We start from the raw sequence: 18552 nt of genomic DNA, 5'->3' as shown, positions 1-18552 counted from the left end.
AGCTTATAGCCGTTATACATGACTACATTTCACTCTATCGACGAGTTGCTGAAGATGATGAGCCGAGAACAGCTCCTGCTGAAACAGATGTTCAGCAAGCGGAAACAGCAATCCTTCCGGCGGGAATATGCACTGGAACTGACAGAATATAAACTACAACGTATACAGAGCCTGATCGATCACGGAGTGCTTCGTGAGAATGGTTCGTTTCTTGAGATGGAGGATATTTATCTGCATTTCTTCGAGCAGGTACTCGAAGTGAATGAAGAGATCAACACTTCGTTTGTCAACGAGCATATCAGTTATCTCAAAGATACTATCTCCTATTATCAGCAAGAAAACCACGAGAAACGGAAAACTACCTATCTGCGTACCATCAAGCGGATATTACGTAATATCGCCCTGACTACCTTGCGCAATGTGATCGACCTGAAGCGTAACATCGACAGCACTTTCAAGAATGAGCCGAACTATCAGATCAAGAAGAAAAAACTGGTTCGCCTGGACGAGAAACGGCGGGATATCGAGGCATTGATAAAAGTGAGCGAGGAGCTTCTTGCCAATGAAGAAGACCGCTTCTTCCGGCGGATACCGGACGAGGAACTGGGGCTTGTGGTGGCAAACGTACGGATACAGCTCAATGAATGTTTCCACAACCTGATCGAGATACAAAAGCAGATTATCAGCTATCTGAACAAAATAGAGTATCAGAACAAGATCCGGGTTAAGATCCGGCAGCTGAAATACCTGAAAGATCAGTTCGAACTGGAGGAACGAACCAATATCTGCGAGGTGTTGATGCAGAAAGACAGTGTCTGGTTCGAACCTGCACCGGCTTATCCGTTACGTCTTTCCGTAGAATATCTTCGTAATGATGATGAAGTGTTGGAGAGCATCCGTAAAGTGATAACCATGATCGGCAAGCGTGCCATCCTGACCCGGAATGTGGCCGGCAGTATTGCCGAAGACTCTCTTGAGACCCATATATCGGAAGAGGCTTATATCAATCTGGAGGAAGTGAAGAAGCGGTTTATGCAGGCTGAAGAAGATTTGTTTTCGTTTGTGGCTGCCTATCCTTTCGCACAAGAGGTTTCTTTTGATGAGCGGATAACGTTCTACTGCCAGATTGTATCCCAGTTTTACGAAGAACTCCGTATCACCGGTGATTATGGCAGAATGGGTGGGGTGGAATATGCACTGATTTATTCGGAAAGGACAGGCGAAATAGTTTAGAAACGAATACGATTCACCACCGAGGACACAGAGGACACAGAGTTTTAATCTTTTGTTTATCAGGATGTTTAAGAGAAAGATATTCTCTGTGTCCACTGTCTCCTCGGTGGTGAACCCGAACCCATAACCATTATAGTAATGATTAAACAAACTGCTGAAATATTTGAAATACTGAGTAAAGGAGGATTCATCTCTTCCGACAGTACCAATCCCAATATCCGCCAACTCTATGCGGTGATCGAAGATAATCAGTCGGAGTTGTACGATTTCTTTGCCGCCATCAACTTTATCCTTGAGAGCGGGAATGAATATTATTATTTCTCCCGTCGGGAAAATAAAGTCGATCTGGAGCGTAAGTTAGAGATTGCCACCCGCTGGATTGATGTGCTTGATTTCATTAAAACCTACGATGCGGCTTTTTCATCCGGATTCCGTTTCCAGCCGGCCGATATGGTCGTAAAAGTAGGTACCGACCTGGAACTGAAAGAGAAACTCGCCGGATTGAAGAAACTTGTCGGACGGGAGAAGCACGAAGAGATGATCGATAAAATAGTGAATGACTTGAAACGTGACGGCTTCATTGAATTGGAGAACGAGATCACTTCCACCTATAAAGTAGTAGCGGCTTTCGGCTATCTGGAAGAGTTGGTCGCTTGTATTAACATATCAGAAGAAATACAGAATGAGATACCTGAATAAAATTGTTTTCATCAATAGTGCCCGTATACAATATGCCGAAATACAGATAGACGGCAATGTCCACTTTATCGGTACACAGGGGGTGGGGAAGAGTACGGCGTTACGTGCGCTGCTTTTCTTTTACAATGCCGACAAGACGAAGCTGGGCATATCAAAAGAGAAAAAGAGCTTTGACGAATATTACTTTCCGTACCTCAATTCATATATTATTTATGAAGTGACCGTAGACGATGCATCGTATTGTGTGTTGGCTTTTCGCTCCCAGGGGAGAGTTTGTTTCCGTTTTCTGGGAACGGGTTACAAAAAAGAATATTTTATTTCTCCCGAAGGAAAGGCTTACGAAGAGTGGGATCAGATACGCGATGCCCTTGGCAGCTTTGTCTATAAGAGCCGTCGCGTAGAGACGTATGAGGAGTATCGTGACATCATTTTCGGCAACAACCGGGGGCTTCCTCCGGAGTTACGGAAGTTTGCCATTACCGAGAGCCGTCAGTACCAGAATATACCGCGTACCATTCAGAATGTTTTCCTGAATTCAAAGCTCGATGCTGAGTTTATCAAGCAAACCATCATCATGTCACTGAACGAAGAAGATGTGCGTATCGATCTGGGGCAATATGCCCATCATCTGCGACGGTTCGATGAAGAGGTGACCGATATCAGCAAGTGGTTCAGGAAGAACAAGAACGGCGAGGTTACTGTTCGCCGGCAGGCTGACCGGGTAATTGAGCTTTATAGGGAAATGCATTATCTGGAGCAACAGGCGCGTACGCTGGCTGGGGAACTGAATTATACTTTCCGGATGGCACAGGAACTGCTCCCTTCACTGCAACAGAAGAAAGAGGAACTGTTGAAAGAGTTGGCAAAAGAGAAACACCAGCTTGAGGAACTTTCCGGGAAATTCCAGAGTGAGCGCGACCGTTTGCTGGGGCTTGTCAGGGTACAGAACGAGAACTTGAAAACTGCGCGTGAACGAAAGGAACGGTATGAGTCGCAGGATATTTATAATGTGTGCGACCGGGTGAATGCGGAGCCCGAAGCCATACTCCACAAACAGATGTTGGAGGAGCAGCTGACCATGTTGACTGCCCGCTTTGACGACATCAACAGCCAGTATAAGCTACTGAAGGAACAGGCTTCCAGTGCCTTTGAACGTTTCCGTAACGGTAAAAATGCTGAGCTGAATACGCTCCATTTACGTGCTATCGAACGTAAGGAGGCTGTACGAAAGGAGTACGATAAAATATTGAAAGAGGTGCGTGAGCATGAGGTAGGGAAGTTGACCCTCCTGCGAGAGCAGACAGAAAAGAAAAAAGAGGGCATCTATCAGTTGAAGATGGAACGGGAGAAGTGCCTGCACCGGACTTTCCATGAAGAAGAGTTACAGGCCTGCCGGACGGAACGCGTTGCATTGGAAAAGGAGAATCACGAATACCGGTTGAAGCTGAAAGAGGCAGAACAACAAATGGGGCTGGTACGTCGGCAATGGGAACTGGATCAGGCTGCCTGTGAGCAACAGTCGGGCGTTCGTCAGAAGGAAATAGAGCAGCAGATTGCGGTTGGTAGAGAAAAAGTGGCGGAGATAGACCGGTTACTTGATAACTGTCAGGGATCACTCTATGAATGGTTGAGCCGAAATTGTCCGGGATGGGAGAATACCATTGGTAAGGTGGTAGACGAAAAACTTGTTTTATTCAGTAAGGAACTCAATCCCCAATCTGTTCCGGATACCGGACAAGACTCTTTCTATGGCATCAAACTCGATCTTTCGGCTATCCGGAAAGAAGTGAAAAGTGTGCAGGAGTATGCCGTAGAGCAGGAAGCAATCCGTAAGGAGATACATGAATGGCAGCAGAATCTTGAGAAGTCGATAGAGGAAAAAGAGAAAGAGCTGGCTGTCATCCGGAAGAAACACCAGACTGTCCTTAATACTTATAAGGAAGAGATGGCTCGGTCCGCTTACTGTATGGAACAGAATGACAAGCGTATTCAGGTTCTGAAAGCAGATGAAATCATGCTGGAGCAGAAGGCAGGCGAAGAGAAACGTATATTGCTGGAACAGTTGGAAAAACAGTTGGCTGAGGCTACACACAGTTTGCAGGAGTCAGCGGCGGAACTGGAACAGTTCAATCACTTACTTGAAACCCGAATCCGCCAGAAAGAGAAGGAACGTAACCAGAGAATGCAGGAAGAAGACACTCTGATCCGTAACAAGCAGGAGGAGATTCATCAGTCCATTGCTTCTGAAAAGAAGAAAACCGATGAACTGCTGGAGACAATGGATAAGGACCTGTTGCATGAACTTTCCGGAAAAGGGGTGGATACGGAACGTATCACTGCCCTGCGTAATGAAGTGGCCCGCACGGAACAGGAGTTGGCGTTTATCGAGCAGCACCGCCGTCTGGTTTACGATTACGAAAAGGATAAGCGGGAGTTCTTCGACCGTATGGACGAATTCAGAAATGGAAAGCAGTTGGCCGAGAAAGAACTGGACGGTGAGAAAGAGAAGTTCCGCTTGAAGGAAGAAGAACTGAATCAGAAAGTAACGGGACTGAACAAGCAATTAGTTGAGACAAATACCCGCCTGAAGCATTTAGAAGAGGATATCCGGGAGACTGAGAACTTCAAAACACTCAATATTTGTCCGCCTGTACTGCAAACGGGAGTGGAAGCAGAGAGTGTGAAGCGTTGCAAAAAAGTGATAGAGGAGCTGACACAGAATCATTATCGGCAGATTGAACAAGAGAAGGACTTCCGGGAAGCGGTCGGCCGCTTTACGGGTAACTTCTCCGAACAGAATACGTTCAACTTCCGTACACGTCTTACAAAGCGCGATGAGTTTATGACCTTTGCTGCCGATCTCAAAGAGTTCATTGATAATGATAAGATCATTGACTTTGAACGTCGTTCGAATGAAGCATATACCGACTTGATTCACCGGATCGGGAAAGAGACGGCGGATATGCTTTCAAAAGAAGGGTTGATTCGCAAAACTATCAACGACATCAACAGTGACTTTGTGGAACGCAATTTCGCCGGGGTCATCAAAAGCATTGCCTTACAGATTGTGCCCAGTGGCAATCGTATCATGCAACATTTTGTTACCATCAAAGAGTTTTGCGACCGGAATCAACCGGGTGCTCTGGGCATGTTTAGCCTGTTCGGTCAGGAGGAGCTTGTGGAACAGAATCGGCAGGCGGTAAGTTTATTGCAGTCGCTGGTGAAAGAACTGGCACTGAACAAGGAAAAGGAACTGACGCTTTCTGATACTTTCGAACTTCAGTTTCGCATTGTGGAGAACGATAATGACAGCGGATGGGTGGAGAAACTGGCAAATGTAGGTTCCGACGGAACGGATATTCTGGTGAAGGCCATGATTAACATCATGTTGCTGAATGTGTTCAAGGAAAAGGCATCGCACCAGTTCAACGATTTCAAGCTGCACTGCATGATGGACGAGATCGGAAAACTGCATCCCAATAATATTAAAGGTATTTTGGACTTTGCCAATAACCGGAATATTATCCTGGTGAATAGTTCGCCTACTTCTTACCGGGCAAGCGATTACAAATATACTTATATCCTGAATAAAGACAAGCGAAATATTACAAGCGTGACACGGCTGATAAAGCAAGAGGTGAGGGAGTAATTTCCCTCACTCACATCTGCAAAAGTCGTTGGCTCCGCAAGTACATCGCGGGAGCAACTGCTCCTTCAGAATATATTTTCATACCTTTTCCAAGCGAGGAAAGAAGAGCCTGTGCGATCCGGCTGCGGCAACTGTCAGCATTGCTAAGGATTAATATGTTCATAATAATGTATCGTTTTCCTATTAACAGTGTTAACTCGGAATGAATGATTCTGATTGTTTGCAAACAAAGGACTTCTTTTTCACAGTTAAAGGACAAGTCTTTTGTTTGTAGAAAACAAGTTTTAATACAGTGTTAAAACACGCTTTCCGGAATTTGTTTGTTTGGAGTGATAAACTGTTTAACCTCAATGATATCTCTGCATTGCGGATGATCTTTTATTAAGGCCGCCTCCTTGAAAGATTTGAGTAGATACTTGCTAATTTAGTAACTATATCTTTCTCAGAATCTCCATGCCAAAATCCGGCTGGTTTTAGTACCTTGATGCATCTCGATAATCCTATGTTCAGATATACCGACTGATTTGAGTTTGGCGGTCAGTTTACCCAGGTTCTTTTCTTTCGATACCAGGCTGGTGAACCATCCGCAATTCTTTCGGTAGTTTCGGCTCTCTTCGATCATGGTCAGCAGAAAGCGAAGTTCTCCACCTTCGCACCAGAGTTCGTTGGCATTGCCTCCGAAGTTGAGCCGGGCTTTGGTTATTTTTCTCCCCTTTAGGCTACTGAGTTTACGCAGCGTCCCGTCTTCAGCTTCTTCTCTGGAACTGTGGAAAGGAGGATTACAGATGGTTACATCGAAGTATTCATCCGGAGCAATGATCCCTTCAAATATCTTTCGGCTGTCCCGTTGCAGCCGGAGTTCTATTTTATGGGCCAGTGCCGGGTTGCAAGTCGCGATCTTTCGTGCATTATCGATGGAGATAGGGTCAATATCGGAACCGACGAAGGTCCATCCATATTCTGTTTGTCCGATAATGGGGTAGATACAGTTGGCACCTACACCGATATCAAGACACCTGCATGGGTGAGTGGCTTTTGTAGCTGCTTCTGTCTGTATCGGGTTTTCGGGTTGAATCAAATCCGCTATGTAATGGATATAGTCTGCTCTTCCCGGAATGGGCGGACACAGGTAATTCTTAGGAATATCCCAGTATCGTATGCCGTAACAGCTTATCAACAAGGCTTTGTTGAGTGCCTTCACCGCCTGCGGATTAAAGAAATCGATACTTGTCGTCCCGTATGCGTTCGGTGCAACGAACTTCTTCAACGGGGGATACTCTTCCATCAGTCTTGAAAAATCGTACTGTCCGTTATGCTTGTTCCTTTTATGTAATTCGTTTCTCTCTGCCATGCGGGCAAAGATACAGAGAATCTTTCGGCCGACAAATCGGGCTTGATTAAAAATGCGTATCTTTGCCGGCGAATTAAAAAAGAGCCAACCGTTGAAGTTACTTATCTTATATCTGGTAATCGTGAACACCGTTTCTTTTGTTATGTACGGTATCGATAAACGGAACGCATCCCGAAAACGATGGCGTACTCCCGAAGTCCACCTGCTGGGAATAGCCGTAGCGGGAGGTTCGTTAGGTGCATGGGCAGGGATGTATACGTTTCGGCATAAAATTTAAGTATGGTATACCGGTAATTGGGGTATTGCAGGTGGGGATGGCGGTATATTATTGGTATTTGCCTATATCTATTCAGTTATAAGATTTATCACTTCCGTTATTGAATTATATTCTTTAAAAAAACATTTATAATCAACCTTTGAATAATGTATAGGAACTAATCGTTTTGCACCCGTTAAATAAGAGGGAGAAGTGAGTTTCATATAAATTCTAAAATCAGAAAGATTCACAGTGTCTTTTATCTCTATTCTAGGAATGTCGTTCCGATGTCTAACTGATGCATATTCAATACGATAGACATCCCTGATTTTTCCTTCAATTACTGGAATAAAATAGTCGTATTTTTGGAAATTCAAACGTTCATATACACCTCCCATTTTGATTTTGCCAAAGTAATAATGGATCTCTTTATTACGTTCATTGAAATCTTTGAAATAGGGTCGGCTTTTTGCAATAGGAACTAATAAAACACTTCCAGGTTGATTAAAGGTAAGCATTGTTTCTTTGTGAGTAAAAGTTTGTTCTAAGATCTGATAGGTTGGATACTCCCAAATCAATCTTTTAAGAAAACCTCTAAGCAATTCTTTACTTTCATTATCCTGTGGACGTAAAGGAAAAGCACCAATGTTTACTTTTTCAATAGATTTATAGAAATTCATTTCTTCAACAGCACTGTCTTCACCATTTCCGGGAAATAAGATATAGCCACCAATAACTTCTTTCTTTAGCTGTTTTGTATGTTCATCTATGTAGTATATCGCATCTCGATAACGGTGCATCTGATTGATTGCATCATCTGGTGGAGTGTCTACATTATCTTCAGTATCCCCTATTCTATATTTTGCATCGAATAAATAGGTGAGTTTAATACCCTGTTTGATATCTCGTCTTGCCAGTTGTAAGATAATATCTGGTTGTTGTGGGACTGTATATGAGGTTGTACACGGAATAATTGTTGACTGTTGTTCTTTCCCAACATTACTTTTAGGATTATAACAAATTTCTGCTAACTCAATGTTGTGCTTAGAGAAAATGACTCTAGATAATTTCCCTTTTCCCAATTGGGTAATGAACTTCTTTTCAGGTCGTTTAGAATAATTCGTCTCGACTTCGTTTCCTAATAATTCTTTAACAATATTCTTGAGTTCAATGAAACACCATATTTCATATAATTTAGCTATGTCCTTTAACTCTAGCTTATTAGCTCCTTCTTTCAGATCATATCCACAACTTAATATGATCCAATCATGATAAACTTCCGAATATCCAGTAGCTTGTTTTAGTATCAAAGATTCTTGTGCGAATCCGCGAAATTCACCTACTGTTCTGAAAAATGGGTGGTGAACTAATCGTTGTAATTCTTCCTGCTGTTGATTCAGATCAGCAATGTATTTATCTGTCAATTGCTTGTAGCTATTAAAGATTCTGTATTTTAAGTCTGAGAACTTTTCGGTAATAAAGATAATACAGTACTTCAGAAAACGATTTTCCATTGTATCTATGCTGGCAATAGGGCGTTCGGTACGGTATAAGTGCGCAGGATTTTTACAATGTTCAGTCAGTTGTATTTCCAGCTGCGGAGTTAATCGTTTCAGTTTGTCAGCTCGAAGATAGATTTCTTCTTGTATCAGTCGATTACGAGGTCGGTCTACAATGCTTTTTACGGCTTGTATGAAGTCCGTTTGAATATCTTTAAATAGATTCCACCAGATAATATCTGGTGTTTCACCCGTTGCATCTATATCAAAAGTGTAGTATGTCTTTCGCAGAAAGTCAATAGACAGCATTCGATATTCTTTCTCAATATCGTCTATAATCTTTTTTAGGTCTTTATGATAGTCTAATTTGATTGAGAGTACATCATAACAAAGATTTGAATGCTTTACTTCCCCATTCTTCAGTTTATAATCGAGATTAAATTCAGCTCTACCAATATCGTTACCATAGTTGAGATGCCCAAATAGTATCTGATTATTTTGGTTAAACATAAAATTATCTTGAATATTTTTTAAAGGTGTGTTGATCCAAGCATCTTCTATATCTATTCTTTTAAAACTGATCCAGAATTGATAATCCGTATTCTCAAAAAAGATAGAACGGTGCTTCTTTTCTTGTATTAATTGCTCTCCATTGATTTGGGCTGATGCATCTTTATCCCACGTGTAAATAGAGTAAAGAGCTTCATCATTCTGCCTCACTCGCATGCAAGTTTGTGCCTTCTTAAATACTTTATCATAAGAAGGACAATAGACCATTAATTCATAGTCCGGATGATTCAGTTTGAGTAGTTCCTCCATAACTTTTTGTTAGTGATTAGCTCCAAAAGTCGCAGTAATAGGCTGTTTCCAACTTATTTTTCATTCTTCGGATTTTATCAAGGGCGATAGATTTCTCAGAACTAATCCCACCAGCTTCGATTCTCTTTTGAATTATGGCATGTAAGTCATCCAATACTGTACCAACTTTGTTTTTGTCTCCTTCGATTCGGCTCAATATTTTCATGCAGGTCATTTCATCGAGCGAACGAGTGATGCACTGTTCCTGAGTATCTTTACTTTGATATGGTAAATTTGCTAAAACATAAATAAGGAATTCATTGCGTGTACGGTAAGCTATTTTGAATGGACTACCTTCTAATTTATCATTGATTTGTTGCAGATATTTGATAATAGATTTACATATTTCTGGATTCTGTTCATAAACATCATATCCCTCAACAGCTTCGGGTAAAAGTGCCTTAGCTGGGATAGGAGTAATATTATCTTGTGCTTTGCTGAGACCACTATCTAAGTCTACATGATTCATTTCAATAGTCATTGCACGATCTAGCACCTTGCGACTAAAACTATAAGTCGTTTCATCCATATTAACAGTTCCCATAACAATCAGATTCTGAGGAATAGAAATACCTGTATTTTTGAATTGCTTTTTCAGTTTTTCAATTCGGGTAGCTACTGCAGAATCATTCCAACCTTCATTCGTCCAAAAATCATGAAATAATTCCTTAAGTATTTGGTCAGAAACAAGTGTTTTCTGATCTGCTTTATCCCAAGTTGTCAATGGAGGTACTATTGGATCTGTAACGATTTTGTTATTTCTCAATTTTCGACTTTCAACAACGCTAAGATACTCAGCAAAATATTGTTCTATAGGTGCTAGGTTCATTTCATCCAAACAAAGGAAGAATGGAACTTCTTCGTAGAACCAAGCTTTGGCTATAAACCTTAGGAAATCAGTTACTATATACTCCGGACTGCCGGAAACCCGAGTTATGTATCCTAACAATTCCGTGGAATCATGCCAATTAGGACGCACAGATATCATTTCGTAATTGTATGGCTTTTGAACTTTTTCCGGGCTTTCTCCACTAGTGGCATAAGCTAATTGGCGGACAATACGAGATTTTCCTGTTCCTGAAATGCCAGCTAACAGTATGAATGGTTTCGATTTGATAGCAGTGACAAATTGTCTTAGATTAGCCGGAATAGCCTGATAATCTATATTTATATTAGGGTTCTGCATTTCATTAGTATTAGTTGATGTTTCTGTATATGAAACCATTAAATTTTTATAATATTCGATGATCTCAAATAAATCTTTATTGATTGTAGAAGGATTTAAATTGTTAATATCATAATCCTTAAATACATATGAATTTCCATATCGTTTAGGTTTTATTCCTTTTTCTTCAAAGAAATTGGAAATTGTTTCAGGAGTAGTGTTAAACTTCCACTCTATATTTGGCGGAGTGGTTTCACTTACACCATACGCTAAAAAAAGTGTATTATATTCTTTGTAATATAAGTATACAGGGTATATACCATGTTGGGTCTTTTGTCCATTGTATAAAAAAGAAATCCATGGAGTTTTTGAAGGTCCACCTATGCCAAAACTAACACTTACATTCAGTCCCAGAAACTCTTTAGGGTAGTCCTTATACTTTTGATTTTTAGTCTTAGCTTGTTCAATAAACTTAATCAGTATATCATAGAAGTTTGAATTTTTATCTTTAAGAACTATAGTAAATCCTAATTCTTTCAATCTATTAAAACATGGTGTTTTTTCTCCTCCTTCAAAATCTTTTCTGGTTATTTGTGTTCCAGTAGAATGCTGATATGCATATTCCATCACCAGTTTAGGTGGAAATCTTTTGCCTTTATATAAAATGTCATAAGTAGAAGAGTGTGCATTTTTAGGAATGCCATTTTTCTTGATATCTTGTAAAGCTTGTATTACAGCTTCTTTTGTGACTTTATTAAAATCCATAGTGTTCATATTGTTATCCCACAAATCTACATAAAATTCTTTGCAGTAACAAATATGTCTTACAAAAATGTACCGAGCATTATAAATATGCTTTTCTGAATATTTATTTCCTCCTTTCCCACATTCTTTTATTACTTTTGCATCCATTATCTTCGAAACCCAATACCGCAGTCATTATGAAAAGTATAGAAGTCGTAGCAGCCGTTATCAGATCTGGAGGAAAATATCTTTGTGTACAACGGGGACGGACTAAATTTTCATATACTTCTTTCAGGTACGAATTTCCGGGTGGAAAAGTGGAGAAAGGTGAATCTTTGCAGGAAGCACTTCAAAGAGAAATTATGGAAGAAATGGATTATACTATCGAAGTGGGAGAAAAGCTTTTGACAGTCCATCACATCTATCCTGATTTCGAAATTACGATGCACGCTTTTCTATGTCATCCTATCGGGGAGCAATATGTATTGAAAGAACATATTGCTGCACAGTGGCTCTCTCCTGGGGAGATGGTAACATTGGACTGGGCGGAAGCGGATAAACCGGTAGTAAAAAAGATTTCGGAACAATAAAAAAGTATGTTTAATTACATGATATCAAGACGCTTCTCTCTCCAGAGATATAAGTTTATACCTTTTTCCTACTCTCTCCAATAATGATCGAATAATAACTTTATGGAAAGGACGAATCACGAAAAAGTAGAGTTTTCCCAAACGGTTGTGGTATTTGACTATCGTGGTGATTCGTAAAGTTTGGCTGTTGGTTTCGGAAACCTTACACCAAAGGGATACGTAGAAAGTCAAGTGTTTATCGGACATGCCAAAGATTATTTCGTGTTGATTTCTTTCACACTCCATATCCGTGATTCGTTTGTTTGTATTGAGTCCGAGAGGCTTGACTATACTATTTCTTACTTTTAGAAGCCGGATAATCCAGAAGGGTAGTTGGTTAAAAGCTATATCTGCAAACTCGTCAGTGGAGATTGCATTCTTATTATGCAACTCTTTTGAAAAGGAGTCATAATAATCTGCCGGAAGATAGTTCTCAATTAGGCTGTCTGGATTAGTTTCTTGTTGCTTCATAGATCTGATTTCTTATGATTATGGGTTTTATTGTATCATGGTACGTCATGGCGTATTATATAATATCATGAAAATTAATTAGTTATTTAAGAACATATATATGTGTCGGTTAATAAGATCGTGTTGTTCTGCCGATCCGTTTTCTCCCATGTTACTGTGTGTAACTCCATCCAGTCGCACAACTTCTATTCGAAATTTCTGTTGCTCCTCGCTGGTTGGGAGTACACCCGGATCAGCATCATAATCACATCCTCTCAACGTGTATATCCGTGGCTTTTGTGTTCTTGGGATTATCATTCTCCGGTGGTCCATTGAGATAGCTTTCATTATCAGTTCCGGATGATTTGTTGCGGTGAGCATGGTTATATCGCCTCCGTTTGAATGACCTATCACACAAAGTTTCTCCCATTGCAGGTTCGGTTTTAGCTTCTTAAACTCCCGGATTGTAAAGAGAATATTTTCTTCTCCTCTTTTCCAGTTAGGCATACGGGTTTCCATAAAATTTCCTTCCATAGCCAAAAGAGGATCATCGGACAATTCATGTTGGATACTTATCACATAATATCCTTTTTCTGCCAAAAAACGAGTCAGATATGAATAACTCTGGTTCGATTTATCGTTCTTGTTTCCGTCATATCCATGGTTGAATATAATGACTCCGGTCCTGGCGCTTTCTTTTTTTGGCCGGTAAACAGCTACCGGCACTATCCGGTTACGTCTTGAATCAAACAGGCTGGTTGTGAATTCTGTTTGTGCGTACACTTCTGCCAATGAGAGTAAAAGAAGCAGTATGGTGAATCCTTTTTTCATGTTGTCCCGTATGCTTGATGAACATGTTGCTATCTCACAAGTCCATTCTTACTGAAATCATAAAATGCTTCGATCTTTTCCTCCGTATCGGCTTTCAATGCTAATAGCAACTCACGGGTGAATTCCAGATAACCGGTACCGTTTGCCGTAACTATGTTCTTATCACCGACAGCTTGCTTTTCCAGGTAACCATCTTCGTTGGTATATCGTTCTCCGCCCCACTGTTTGAGCACGGCAAGGGTGTTTCCGGTATGCTTAACATTGTTTAGGAAGCCATGGGCGCACAGAAATGAAGCAGCGTTGCAGATACCGCCAATCACTTTCCCTTTTTCAAAAGCATCCTGGACGATGGGGAATACACGTTCTGCTTCAGGAGACTGCCATTGCATACCACCAATTAGGACCAAGGCAGCATAATCGGAAGGAAGGTTGTCGAAACTGTAGTCCGGCAGAGTACGGAAACCACCCAAAGAGCAGACCGGATCCAAAGTGGGGGCTACTGTTTTGACTACGTACTTGATTTCACTGCCCGGCATTAGTCCGGAATGAAGGGACGCTGCTACGAAAGCACTTTCCCAATCGGCATACTCGTTGAGAATGATAAATAATACTTCTTGTTTCATTGTTTTTTTTTGTTTTTATAATTGAATAGTGACTGTGAGGGGCTTATTTCATTACCTGGCATCCCCTGCAATAATAAATGCTTCCTCCCAGATAGTTCTCTTTCACAATGGTTTCACCACATTTGGGGCACGCATGTCCCGCTGTATTTTTTGACAGGGAGGCTACATATTGCCCGGGAACTCCAAACAAATCAGTTTCGGTGCTTCGTCCGCCCAGGCGGTAGATATCTTGTAGTGTCTCTTTCACTTGTTCGTACATTTTCTCCTTTTCCTCTGCGCCCAGTTTGTCGATCTTTGTTTTTGGATGGATATGCGCATGGTACAGGATGTCTTGCAATACTCCGTTGCCCAGTCCGGGAATTGTCTGTTCCGTGGCCAGAAAAGCTTTTGCCGATTTCTTCTGTGCATCCGGCGCATTTACCAATCCAAGAAAGTACTCCTTGTCAAAGGCGTCCGACATCACTTGTGGCTTTGTTCTGGCCGTTTCGTAATAGGCGGCCAATGGTGCGTCAAAATGCCCTCGGGTAAAGCACAACAGTGCTCCGTACATCCGTACAGATGCTAACAGGCAACTTTCGTCATCGAATGCCACCAGCAGTTGATGTTTGGAGGGTAACTTCGCTCCCGGTTCGAAATAACGAAGATTGACCCCGTCTGTCAAAACCAACATCGTGTCTCCAGCCGTTAGTTCGACCATTCCGCCTTGTGGGCAGGCTTTGTCAATGGTCTTGCCAACCAGGCGTTCGGCACACTCTTCCGGTTTACCATAAAACCAGGCAAATTTATGTGGTGTATATTGGGCGAATACATCCGTGATTCGTTTGCCGCATACGGTTTTGTTCAGTTGCTCGCACAGCAGGCGAGCTTCGGGAGCTTCTATCATGGGCGAAAGGATTAAAAGGTTTATAGATGCACAAAGATACGATTCTTTTAAAAAAAGAGAATATAATAGGAAAATAAGGCAGCGTTACTTATAACGCTGTAAGTCGAAACATACTAATTCCCTTGCTTTCATCTAATATTATTAAGTAGTTAATCAGGATTAGCTGAATCTATTAGAAGTATAATTTATTGGTCTTTAATATTATACTCAAATTGATATTGATAACTAAATATGCATTGGTACTTAATATATTCATATTTAAACAAGGGAATTATCCTTAAAGTGGTTTCAATCTAATAAGATACTAAACTCTTAAATTCTACTTTAAGGTAGTCTTCCATACCTTTCTTTTGATCTATAATGGTTTTACCGGTATGCAGATGTCAACAATGTGTTTCTTTTGCGGATGGGTGGTGTAGTCGTTGTGGTACAATTCATACGCACATCCATCTCCTTGCTGGTAGCCGCTTTCGGTGAACCAATGGCACATGGTGTTCCATGCCTTCTGAAACTCGTCCATTCCAAGTTCGAAATGCCCGACTGCATACTGACCGCCCGGAATCGTCATCTTACCGATTTCGCCTTCTACCTTCACCTCTTTGTCGACAATGATGCAGGCACTTTGCCTGATTTTGTCTTCATCGGTGATCGAAGGATCGTCGTGTGTGACGGTAGCGGTTTTAGTAACATTAGGCGTGTACAATCCCCTGGGTGTTGCCCATTGTCCCAATTTTGCGTAAGCCTGGCCAATCAGGTGGAACGGGCCGATGTGGCGGCAATAGATCGCTTTCATTTCCGGCATTTCTTTTACTTCTACAATTGATTCCATAAAATATAGTTGTTTTAGTTTTACACCGCAAAGGTCGAAATTTGCCACTGCACTGTGTGTCATATTCTTGCGGATCGCTTGCCCGTTCTTGCTAAATAGGTTTCCTTCGAATACATAGACCGGCTTATCCGTTCGGCTGAACTGGGTAGGGGTGATGCCGAAATACTTTTTGAAGGTCCGGCAGAACAGGGATGTACTGCCGAAACCGCAGCTGTAAGCAATCTCGGTGATGGACGGGAAGGGATCTTTCTGTAATTTCCATGCTGCCTTCTCTACCCTGAGACGCTGGATGTAGTCGGTCGGTGTTTCACCTATCAGAAAGGTAAATATCCGGTGGAAATGAAAGGGTGAAAAGTTGGCAACGGCAGCGATGTCTTTCAGTTCGATCGGTTGCTCCAGGTTCCGGTCGATGAAATCCATCACCCTATTAATCCTGGAATGATATTCTATCCTGCTTCTTTCTTGTATATTCATGCCTGTTTGTTTTGGTGGACAAAAGTACGTTCTAAATATCAGCTGCGTTTGTCCATTCTTGCTTTTCTTTGTCTCTTTTTTCCTATCCCTTCTTTTTCCCGTACCTTATCTTTGCCGTGATGATCTAAAAAACAATATATTTGTAGTCTATGCAATCATTCAGAATCATAAAACCTGGTGCGGCACTTGTCCCTTATGTCCGGCATTACTGGGTATTGAGCGACGATGCGCTTGCGCCGGTATCCGAACGGACGCTGCCCGTGGGGTGCGTCCAGATGGTCTTTCACCGGGGGCGGCAACTGCTTTCGCTGACCGAAGGCCGGTTGCAACCCTCTTCTTTCATCAGCGGGCAGGCGTTCGGCTATTCCGATGTCGAGTCTACGGGGATGCTGGAGATGATCGTAGTCGTTTTTCAGCCCTTTGCCGCAAAAGCTTTCCTTCACATGCCTGTTAGCGAGTTTCGTGGGATGAATGTAAATACCGAAGAGACGGACGATCCTCAGCTGGTTGATCTGGGCAGGCGGGTAGCCGATATGCCGGATCAGGCGGCGTGCATCCGCCTGATAGAAAAGTTTCTGTTAAGCCGTCTCTACGCTTTTTCCGAATACAACATGAAGCGGGTTTCGACCGCTTTGGAGGCGGTAACCCTCCATCCGTACATCCGTACGGCACAACTGGCGGACGTAGCCTGCCTGAGCAATAAGCAGTTTGGGCGGGTGTTTGCGGAGTATGTAGGCGCTACTCCCAAGGAGTTTCTGCGCATTGTGCGGATGCAGCGGGCGTTGTACACCCTGCAATGCCAGCCGGGCATTTCGTTTGCGCAACTGGCCTACGAATGTGGCTTTTTCGACCAATCGCACATGATTAAGGAGTTCAAACTCTTCTCGGGATATACTCCGGCGGAATACTTAGCTGTTTGCGCTCCTTATTCCGATTATTTTTCCGTGGAGGAATGATGTCTGTTTTTTACTATCCGGGGCGGGTGCATTGCCCTACTTTTGCGGTGTGCTTGGGAGACGTGACTTCCGGCATACAGTATTCATCTTATTAATATAAAGAAAATGGAAAAGTTTATTGCGTTTTTTGAGATTCCGGCGGCAGATTTCCACCGGGCGGTAGGATTTTATGAAACAGTGTTGGACATCAAATTGGCGGTCTCGGAGTATGAAGAGGAGAAGATGGCCTGCTTCATGGAGCAGGGCGAAGCGGTGGGAGCGGTGTCGTGGGCACCCGATTTCCTGCCTTCGGAGCGGGGAACATTGATTCACTTCTATTGCGAAGAGATCGGCAAGTCGCTGGAATGTGTCTTGCAGAAAGGCGGGAAAGTCATTATCCCCGAGACGAAGATCGACGCTGAAGGCAGGGGACATTTCGCTGTTTTTGCCGATAGCGAAGGAAACCATATCGGTTTGTATTCGGATAAATAGCAGGTGTGAGTGATTCTCACTATATTTGCCCGAAATTGAAGTATGTATAGAGAATATCAACCTTGTGGACTGCTGGCTCCTTACGTCGATAAAATCTGGGAGTTCAAAGGAAGTCCTGAGTATGGGATGCGTATCAACGTCCTGCCGGACGGGTGTACCGATTTGATTTTCGCTTTGGGCGGGATAACACAACCGGTAGGCAACGAAGGACGGATCATGCCGTCTTGCCGTTCGTTTTTCGTGGGACCGATGAAACGTTATTCGGAGTTGGTTGCGTATACCGAAACGGTTCACATGGTTGGTATTCGTTTTCATCCTTGCGGATTATTCCGATTCATGGACTTGCCCGTGCAGGAGTTGGCCGGTCAGCGGATCGGCAGTGCCGACTTGGGAATCAAGCTGTTCGATAATTCGTTTACAGAGCGACTCTACGAGCTTCCGGATTTGCGGAGCAGGATTCAGTGTATTGAGACAGTATTGGTGCGGTCGATGTACAAGCACGATGTAGTGGACAAACAGATTGTTTTTGCGGTAAACCACATTCATTTGTACCACGGTCAGCGGGAGATCCGTTTGCTGGCAGAAGATGCCTGTTTGTGTCAACGGCATCTGGAACGGCGGTTCAAGCTGTTTACCGGATTTACCCCTAAAGAATACAGTCGGATTGTGAAGTTCAGGCAGGCGATCGATCTGCTGAAAAGTACGACGGAGGCAAATAACCTGCTCTCGGTAGCGGTGAATGCCGGATATTACGATGTTTCGCACTTCCTGAAAGAGGTTAAGACACTGTCCGGCGGTACGGCAGAATCATTCCTTTCTCCGACCTTACCGCAAGAGGGGCTGCTGACGTATATTGAGAAATAAAATATCGGTTGGGTGATAAAGGAAATCTCCTTTAAAAAAGCGTTTCGGATTTGGTTTCGGGTACAGGCATTGTATCGCGAGCGTAAAA

Annotated in this window: 17 protein-coding genes; 8 read left to right on the top strand and 9 right to left on the bottom strand. The window is 42.5% G+C overall.

Going from position 1 to position 18552, the window contains the following annotated elements; genetic code table 11:
- Window positions 1-18: 18 nt before the first annotated feature.
- The 3 genes from G7Y45_RS16215 to G7Y45_RS16205 all read left to right on the top strand — a co-directional run bounded on the left by G7Y45_RS16215 (window position 19) and on the right by G7Y45_RS16205 (window position 5581).
- Window positions 19-1233: a hypothetical protein gene (locus tag G7Y45_RS16215; protein WP_005780125.1), complete on the top strand. Its 1215-nt coding sequence runs from the start codon at window positions 19-21 to the stop codon at window positions 1231-1233.
- A gap of 138 nt (window positions 1234-1371) precedes the next feature.
- Window positions 1372-1932 (top strand): hypothetical protein, encoded by a 561-nt coding sequence (locus G7Y45_RS16210; protein WP_101604336.1) that lies wholly within the window; start codon window positions 1372-1374, stop codon window positions 1930-1932.
- Complete coding sequence (locus G7Y45_RS16205; RefSeq protein WP_101603303.1) at window positions 1916-5581, top strand: ATP-binding protein; 3666 nt, start codon at window positions 1916-1918, stop codon at window positions 5579-5581. The genes G7Y45_RS16210 and G7Y45_RS16205 overlap by 17 nt, the downstream gene beginning before the upstream one ends.
- Before the next feature lie 10 nt (window positions 5582-5591).
- Here G7Y45_RS16205 and G7Y45_RS16200 read toward each other — a convergent pair whose 3' ends face one another.
- Together G7Y45_RS16200 and rlmF are read right to left on the bottom strand one after the other, a co-directional pair.
- Window positions 5592-5744, bottom strand: a complete 153-nt coding sequence (locus G7Y45_RS16200) for a hypothetical protein (protein ID WP_005820910.1) — start codon at window positions 5742-5744, stop codon at window positions 5592-5594.
- A 279-nt stretch (window positions 5745-6023) separates the two neighbouring features.
- The gene (gene rlmF, locus G7Y45_RS16195; protein ID WP_165015822.1) at window positions 6024-6932 is read right to left on the bottom strand and encodes a 23S rRNA (adenine(1618)-N(6))-methyltransferase RlmF; all 909 of its coding nucleotides are present in this window, start codon (window positions 6930-6932) and stop codon (window positions 6024-6026) included.
- A 91-nt stretch (window positions 6933-7023) separates the two neighbouring features.
- Between rlmF and G7Y45_RS19990 the strand changes: the two genes are divergently transcribed.
- Window positions 7024-7209, top strand: a complete 186-nt coding sequence (locus G7Y45_RS19990) for a DUF1294 domain-containing protein (RefSeq protein WP_241158985.1) — start codon at window positions 7024-7026, stop codon at window positions 7207-7209.
- A 68-nt stretch (window positions 7210-7277) separates the two neighbouring features.
- Here the strand turns inward: G7Y45_RS19990 and G7Y45_RS16185 are convergent, their stop codons facing one another.
- Both G7Y45_RS16185 and G7Y45_RS16180 read right to left on the bottom strand, forming a co-directional pair.
- The gene (locus G7Y45_RS16185) at window positions 7278-9506 is read right to left on the bottom strand and encodes a restriction endonuclease-like protein (protein WP_165015826.1); all 2229 of its coding nucleotides are present in this window, start codon (window positions 9504-9506) and stop codon (window positions 7278-7280) included.
- 16 nt (window positions 9507-9522) lie between these two features.
- A complete protein-coding gene (locus G7Y45_RS16180) occupies window positions 9523-11622 on the bottom strand; it encodes an MrcB family domain-containing protein (protein WP_022012422.1) in 2100 nt (699 codons plus the stop codon).
- Window positions 11623-11651: 29 nt separating this feature from the next.
- On the opposite strand from G7Y45_RS16180, the gene G7Y45_RS16175 reads away from it, so the two are divergent.
- Entirely contained in the window at window positions 11652-12044 is a 393-nt protein-coding gene (locus G7Y45_RS16175; protein WP_005780108.1) for a (deoxy)nucleoside triphosphate pyrophosphohydrolase, read from the top strand.
- A 24-nt stretch (window positions 12045-12068) separates the two neighbouring features.
- Here G7Y45_RS16175 and G7Y45_RS16170 read toward each other — a convergent pair whose 3' ends face one another.
- From G7Y45_RS16170 to G7Y45_RS16150, 5 genes are all read right to left on the bottom strand, one after another.
- On the bottom strand, window positions 12069-12554 hold the full coding sequence (locus G7Y45_RS16170) for a DUF2867 domain-containing protein (protein WP_165015829.1): 486 nt from the start codon (window positions 12552-12554) through the stop codon (window positions 12069-12071).
- A gap of 78 nt (window positions 12555-12632) precedes the next feature.
- Window positions 12633-13364 carry an alpha/beta hydrolase gene (locus tag G7Y45_RS16165; protein ID WP_005807303.1) on the bottom strand — a complete coding sequence of 244 codons (732 nt, stop codon included), beginning with the start codon at window positions 13362-13364 and terminating at the stop codon, window positions 12633-12635.
- 29 nt (window positions 13365-13393) lie between these two features.
- On the bottom strand, window positions 13394-13987 hold the full coding sequence (locus G7Y45_RS16160) for a type 1 glutamine amidotransferase family protein (RefSeq protein WP_032542496.1): 594 nt from the start codon (window positions 13985-13987) through the stop codon (window positions 13394-13396).
- A 43-nt stretch (window positions 13988-14030) separates the two neighbouring features.
- Window positions 14031-14870 carry a formamidopyrimidine-DNA glycosylase gene (locus G7Y45_RS16155; RefSeq protein ID WP_005780101.1) on the bottom strand — a complete coding sequence of 280 codons (840 nt, stop codon included), beginning with the start codon at window positions 14868-14870 and terminating at the stop codon, window positions 14031-14033.
- A gap of 355 nt (window positions 14871-15225) precedes the next feature.
- Window positions 15226-16173, bottom strand: a complete 948-nt coding sequence (locus G7Y45_RS16150; RefSeq protein WP_032541704.1) for a GyrI-like domain-containing protein — start codon at window positions 16171-16173, stop codon at window positions 15226-15228.
- A gap of 149 nt (window positions 16174-16322) precedes the next feature.
- On the opposite strand from G7Y45_RS16150, the gene G7Y45_RS16145 reads away from it, so the two are divergent.
- The 3 genes from G7Y45_RS16145 (at window position 16323) to G7Y45_RS16135 (ending at window position 18464) form a co-directional block, all read left to right on the top strand.
- On the top strand, window positions 16323-17129 hold the full coding sequence (locus G7Y45_RS16145; RefSeq protein ID WP_165015832.1) for a helix-turn-helix domain-containing protein: 807 nt from the start codon (window positions 16323-16325) through the stop codon (window positions 17127-17129).
- Between the two features lie 105 nt (window positions 17130-17234).
- Window positions 17235-17600, top strand: a complete 366-nt coding sequence (locus tag G7Y45_RS16140; protein WP_032539947.1) for a VOC family protein — start codon at window positions 17235-17237, stop codon at window positions 17598-17600.
- A gap of 42 nt (window positions 17601-17642) precedes the next feature.
- A complete protein-coding gene (locus G7Y45_RS16135; protein WP_165015835.1) occupies window positions 17643-18464 on the top strand; it encodes a helix-turn-helix domain-containing protein in 822 nt (273 codons plus the stop codon).
- Window positions 18465-18552: the final 88 nt, after the last annotated feature.

It is taken from the genome of Bacteroides sp. ZJ-18 (assembly GCF_011038705.2).
GTDB lineage: Bacteria > Bacteroidota > Bacteroidia > Bacteroidales > Bacteroidaceae > Bacteroides > Bacteroides hominis.
Note: the sequence above shows the minus strand (reverse complement) of the source record. Positions and strands in the feature narration are given on the sequence as shown.

Coding starts and splice junctions, on each gene's coding strand:
- G7Y45_RS16215 (WP_005780125.1), top strand. CDS start 19: ATGACTACATTTCACTCTATCGACGAGTTGCTGAAGATGATGAGCCGA.
- G7Y45_RS16210 (WP_101604336.1), top strand. CDS start 1,372: ATGATTAAACAAACTGCTGAAATATTTGAAATACTGAGTAAAGGAGGA.
- G7Y45_RS16205 (WP_101603303.1), top strand. CDS start 1,916: ATGAGATACCTGAATAAAATTGTTTTCATCAATAGTGCCCGTATACAA.
- G7Y45_RS16200 (WP_005820910.1), bottom strand. CDS start 5,744: ATGAACATATTAATCCTTAGCAATGCTGACAGTTGCCGCAGCCGGATC.
- rlmF (WP_165015822.1), bottom strand. CDS start 6,932: ATGGCAGAGAGAAACGAATTACATAAAAGGAACAAGCATAACGGACAG.
- G7Y45_RS16185 (WP_165015826.1), bottom strand. CDS start 9,506: ATGGAGGAACTACTCAAACTGAATCATCCGGACTATGAATTAATGGTC.
- G7Y45_RS16180 (WP_022012422.1), bottom strand. CDS start 11,622: ATGGATGCAAAAGTAATAAAAGAATGTGGGAAAGGAGGAAATAAATAT.
- G7Y45_RS16175 (WP_005780108.1), top strand. CDS start 11,652: ATGAAAAGTATAGAAGTCGTAGCAGCCGTTATCAGATCTGGAGGAAAA.
- G7Y45_RS16170 (WP_165015829.1), bottom strand. CDS start 12,554: ATGAAGCAACAAGAAACTAATCCAGACAGCCTAATTGAGAACTATCTT.
- G7Y45_RS16165 (WP_005807303.1), bottom strand. CDS start 13,364: ATGAAAAAAGGATTCACCATACTGCTTCTTTTACTCTCATTGGCAGAA.
- G7Y45_RS16160 (WP_032542496.1), bottom strand. CDS start 13,987: ATGAAACAAGAAGTATTATTTATCATTCTCAACGAGTATGCCGATTGG.
- G7Y45_RS16155 (WP_005780101.1), bottom strand. CDS start 14,870: ATGATAGAAGCTCCCGAAGCTCGCCTGCTGTGCGAGCAACTGAACAAA.
- G7Y45_RS16150 (WP_032541704.1), bottom strand. CDS start 16,173: ATGAATATACAAGAAAGAAGCAGGATAGAATATCATTCCAGGATTAAT.
- G7Y45_RS16145 (WP_165015832.1), top strand. CDS start 16,323: ATGCAATCATTCAGAATCATAAAACCTGGTGCGGCACTTGTCCCTTAT.
- G7Y45_RS16140 (WP_032539947.1), top strand. CDS start 17,235: ATGGAAAAGTTTATTGCGTTTTTTGAGATTCCGGCGGCAGATTTCCAC.
- G7Y45_RS16135 (WP_165015835.1), top strand. CDS start 17,643: ATGTATAGAGAATATCAACCTTGTGGACTGCTGGCTCCTTACGTCGAT.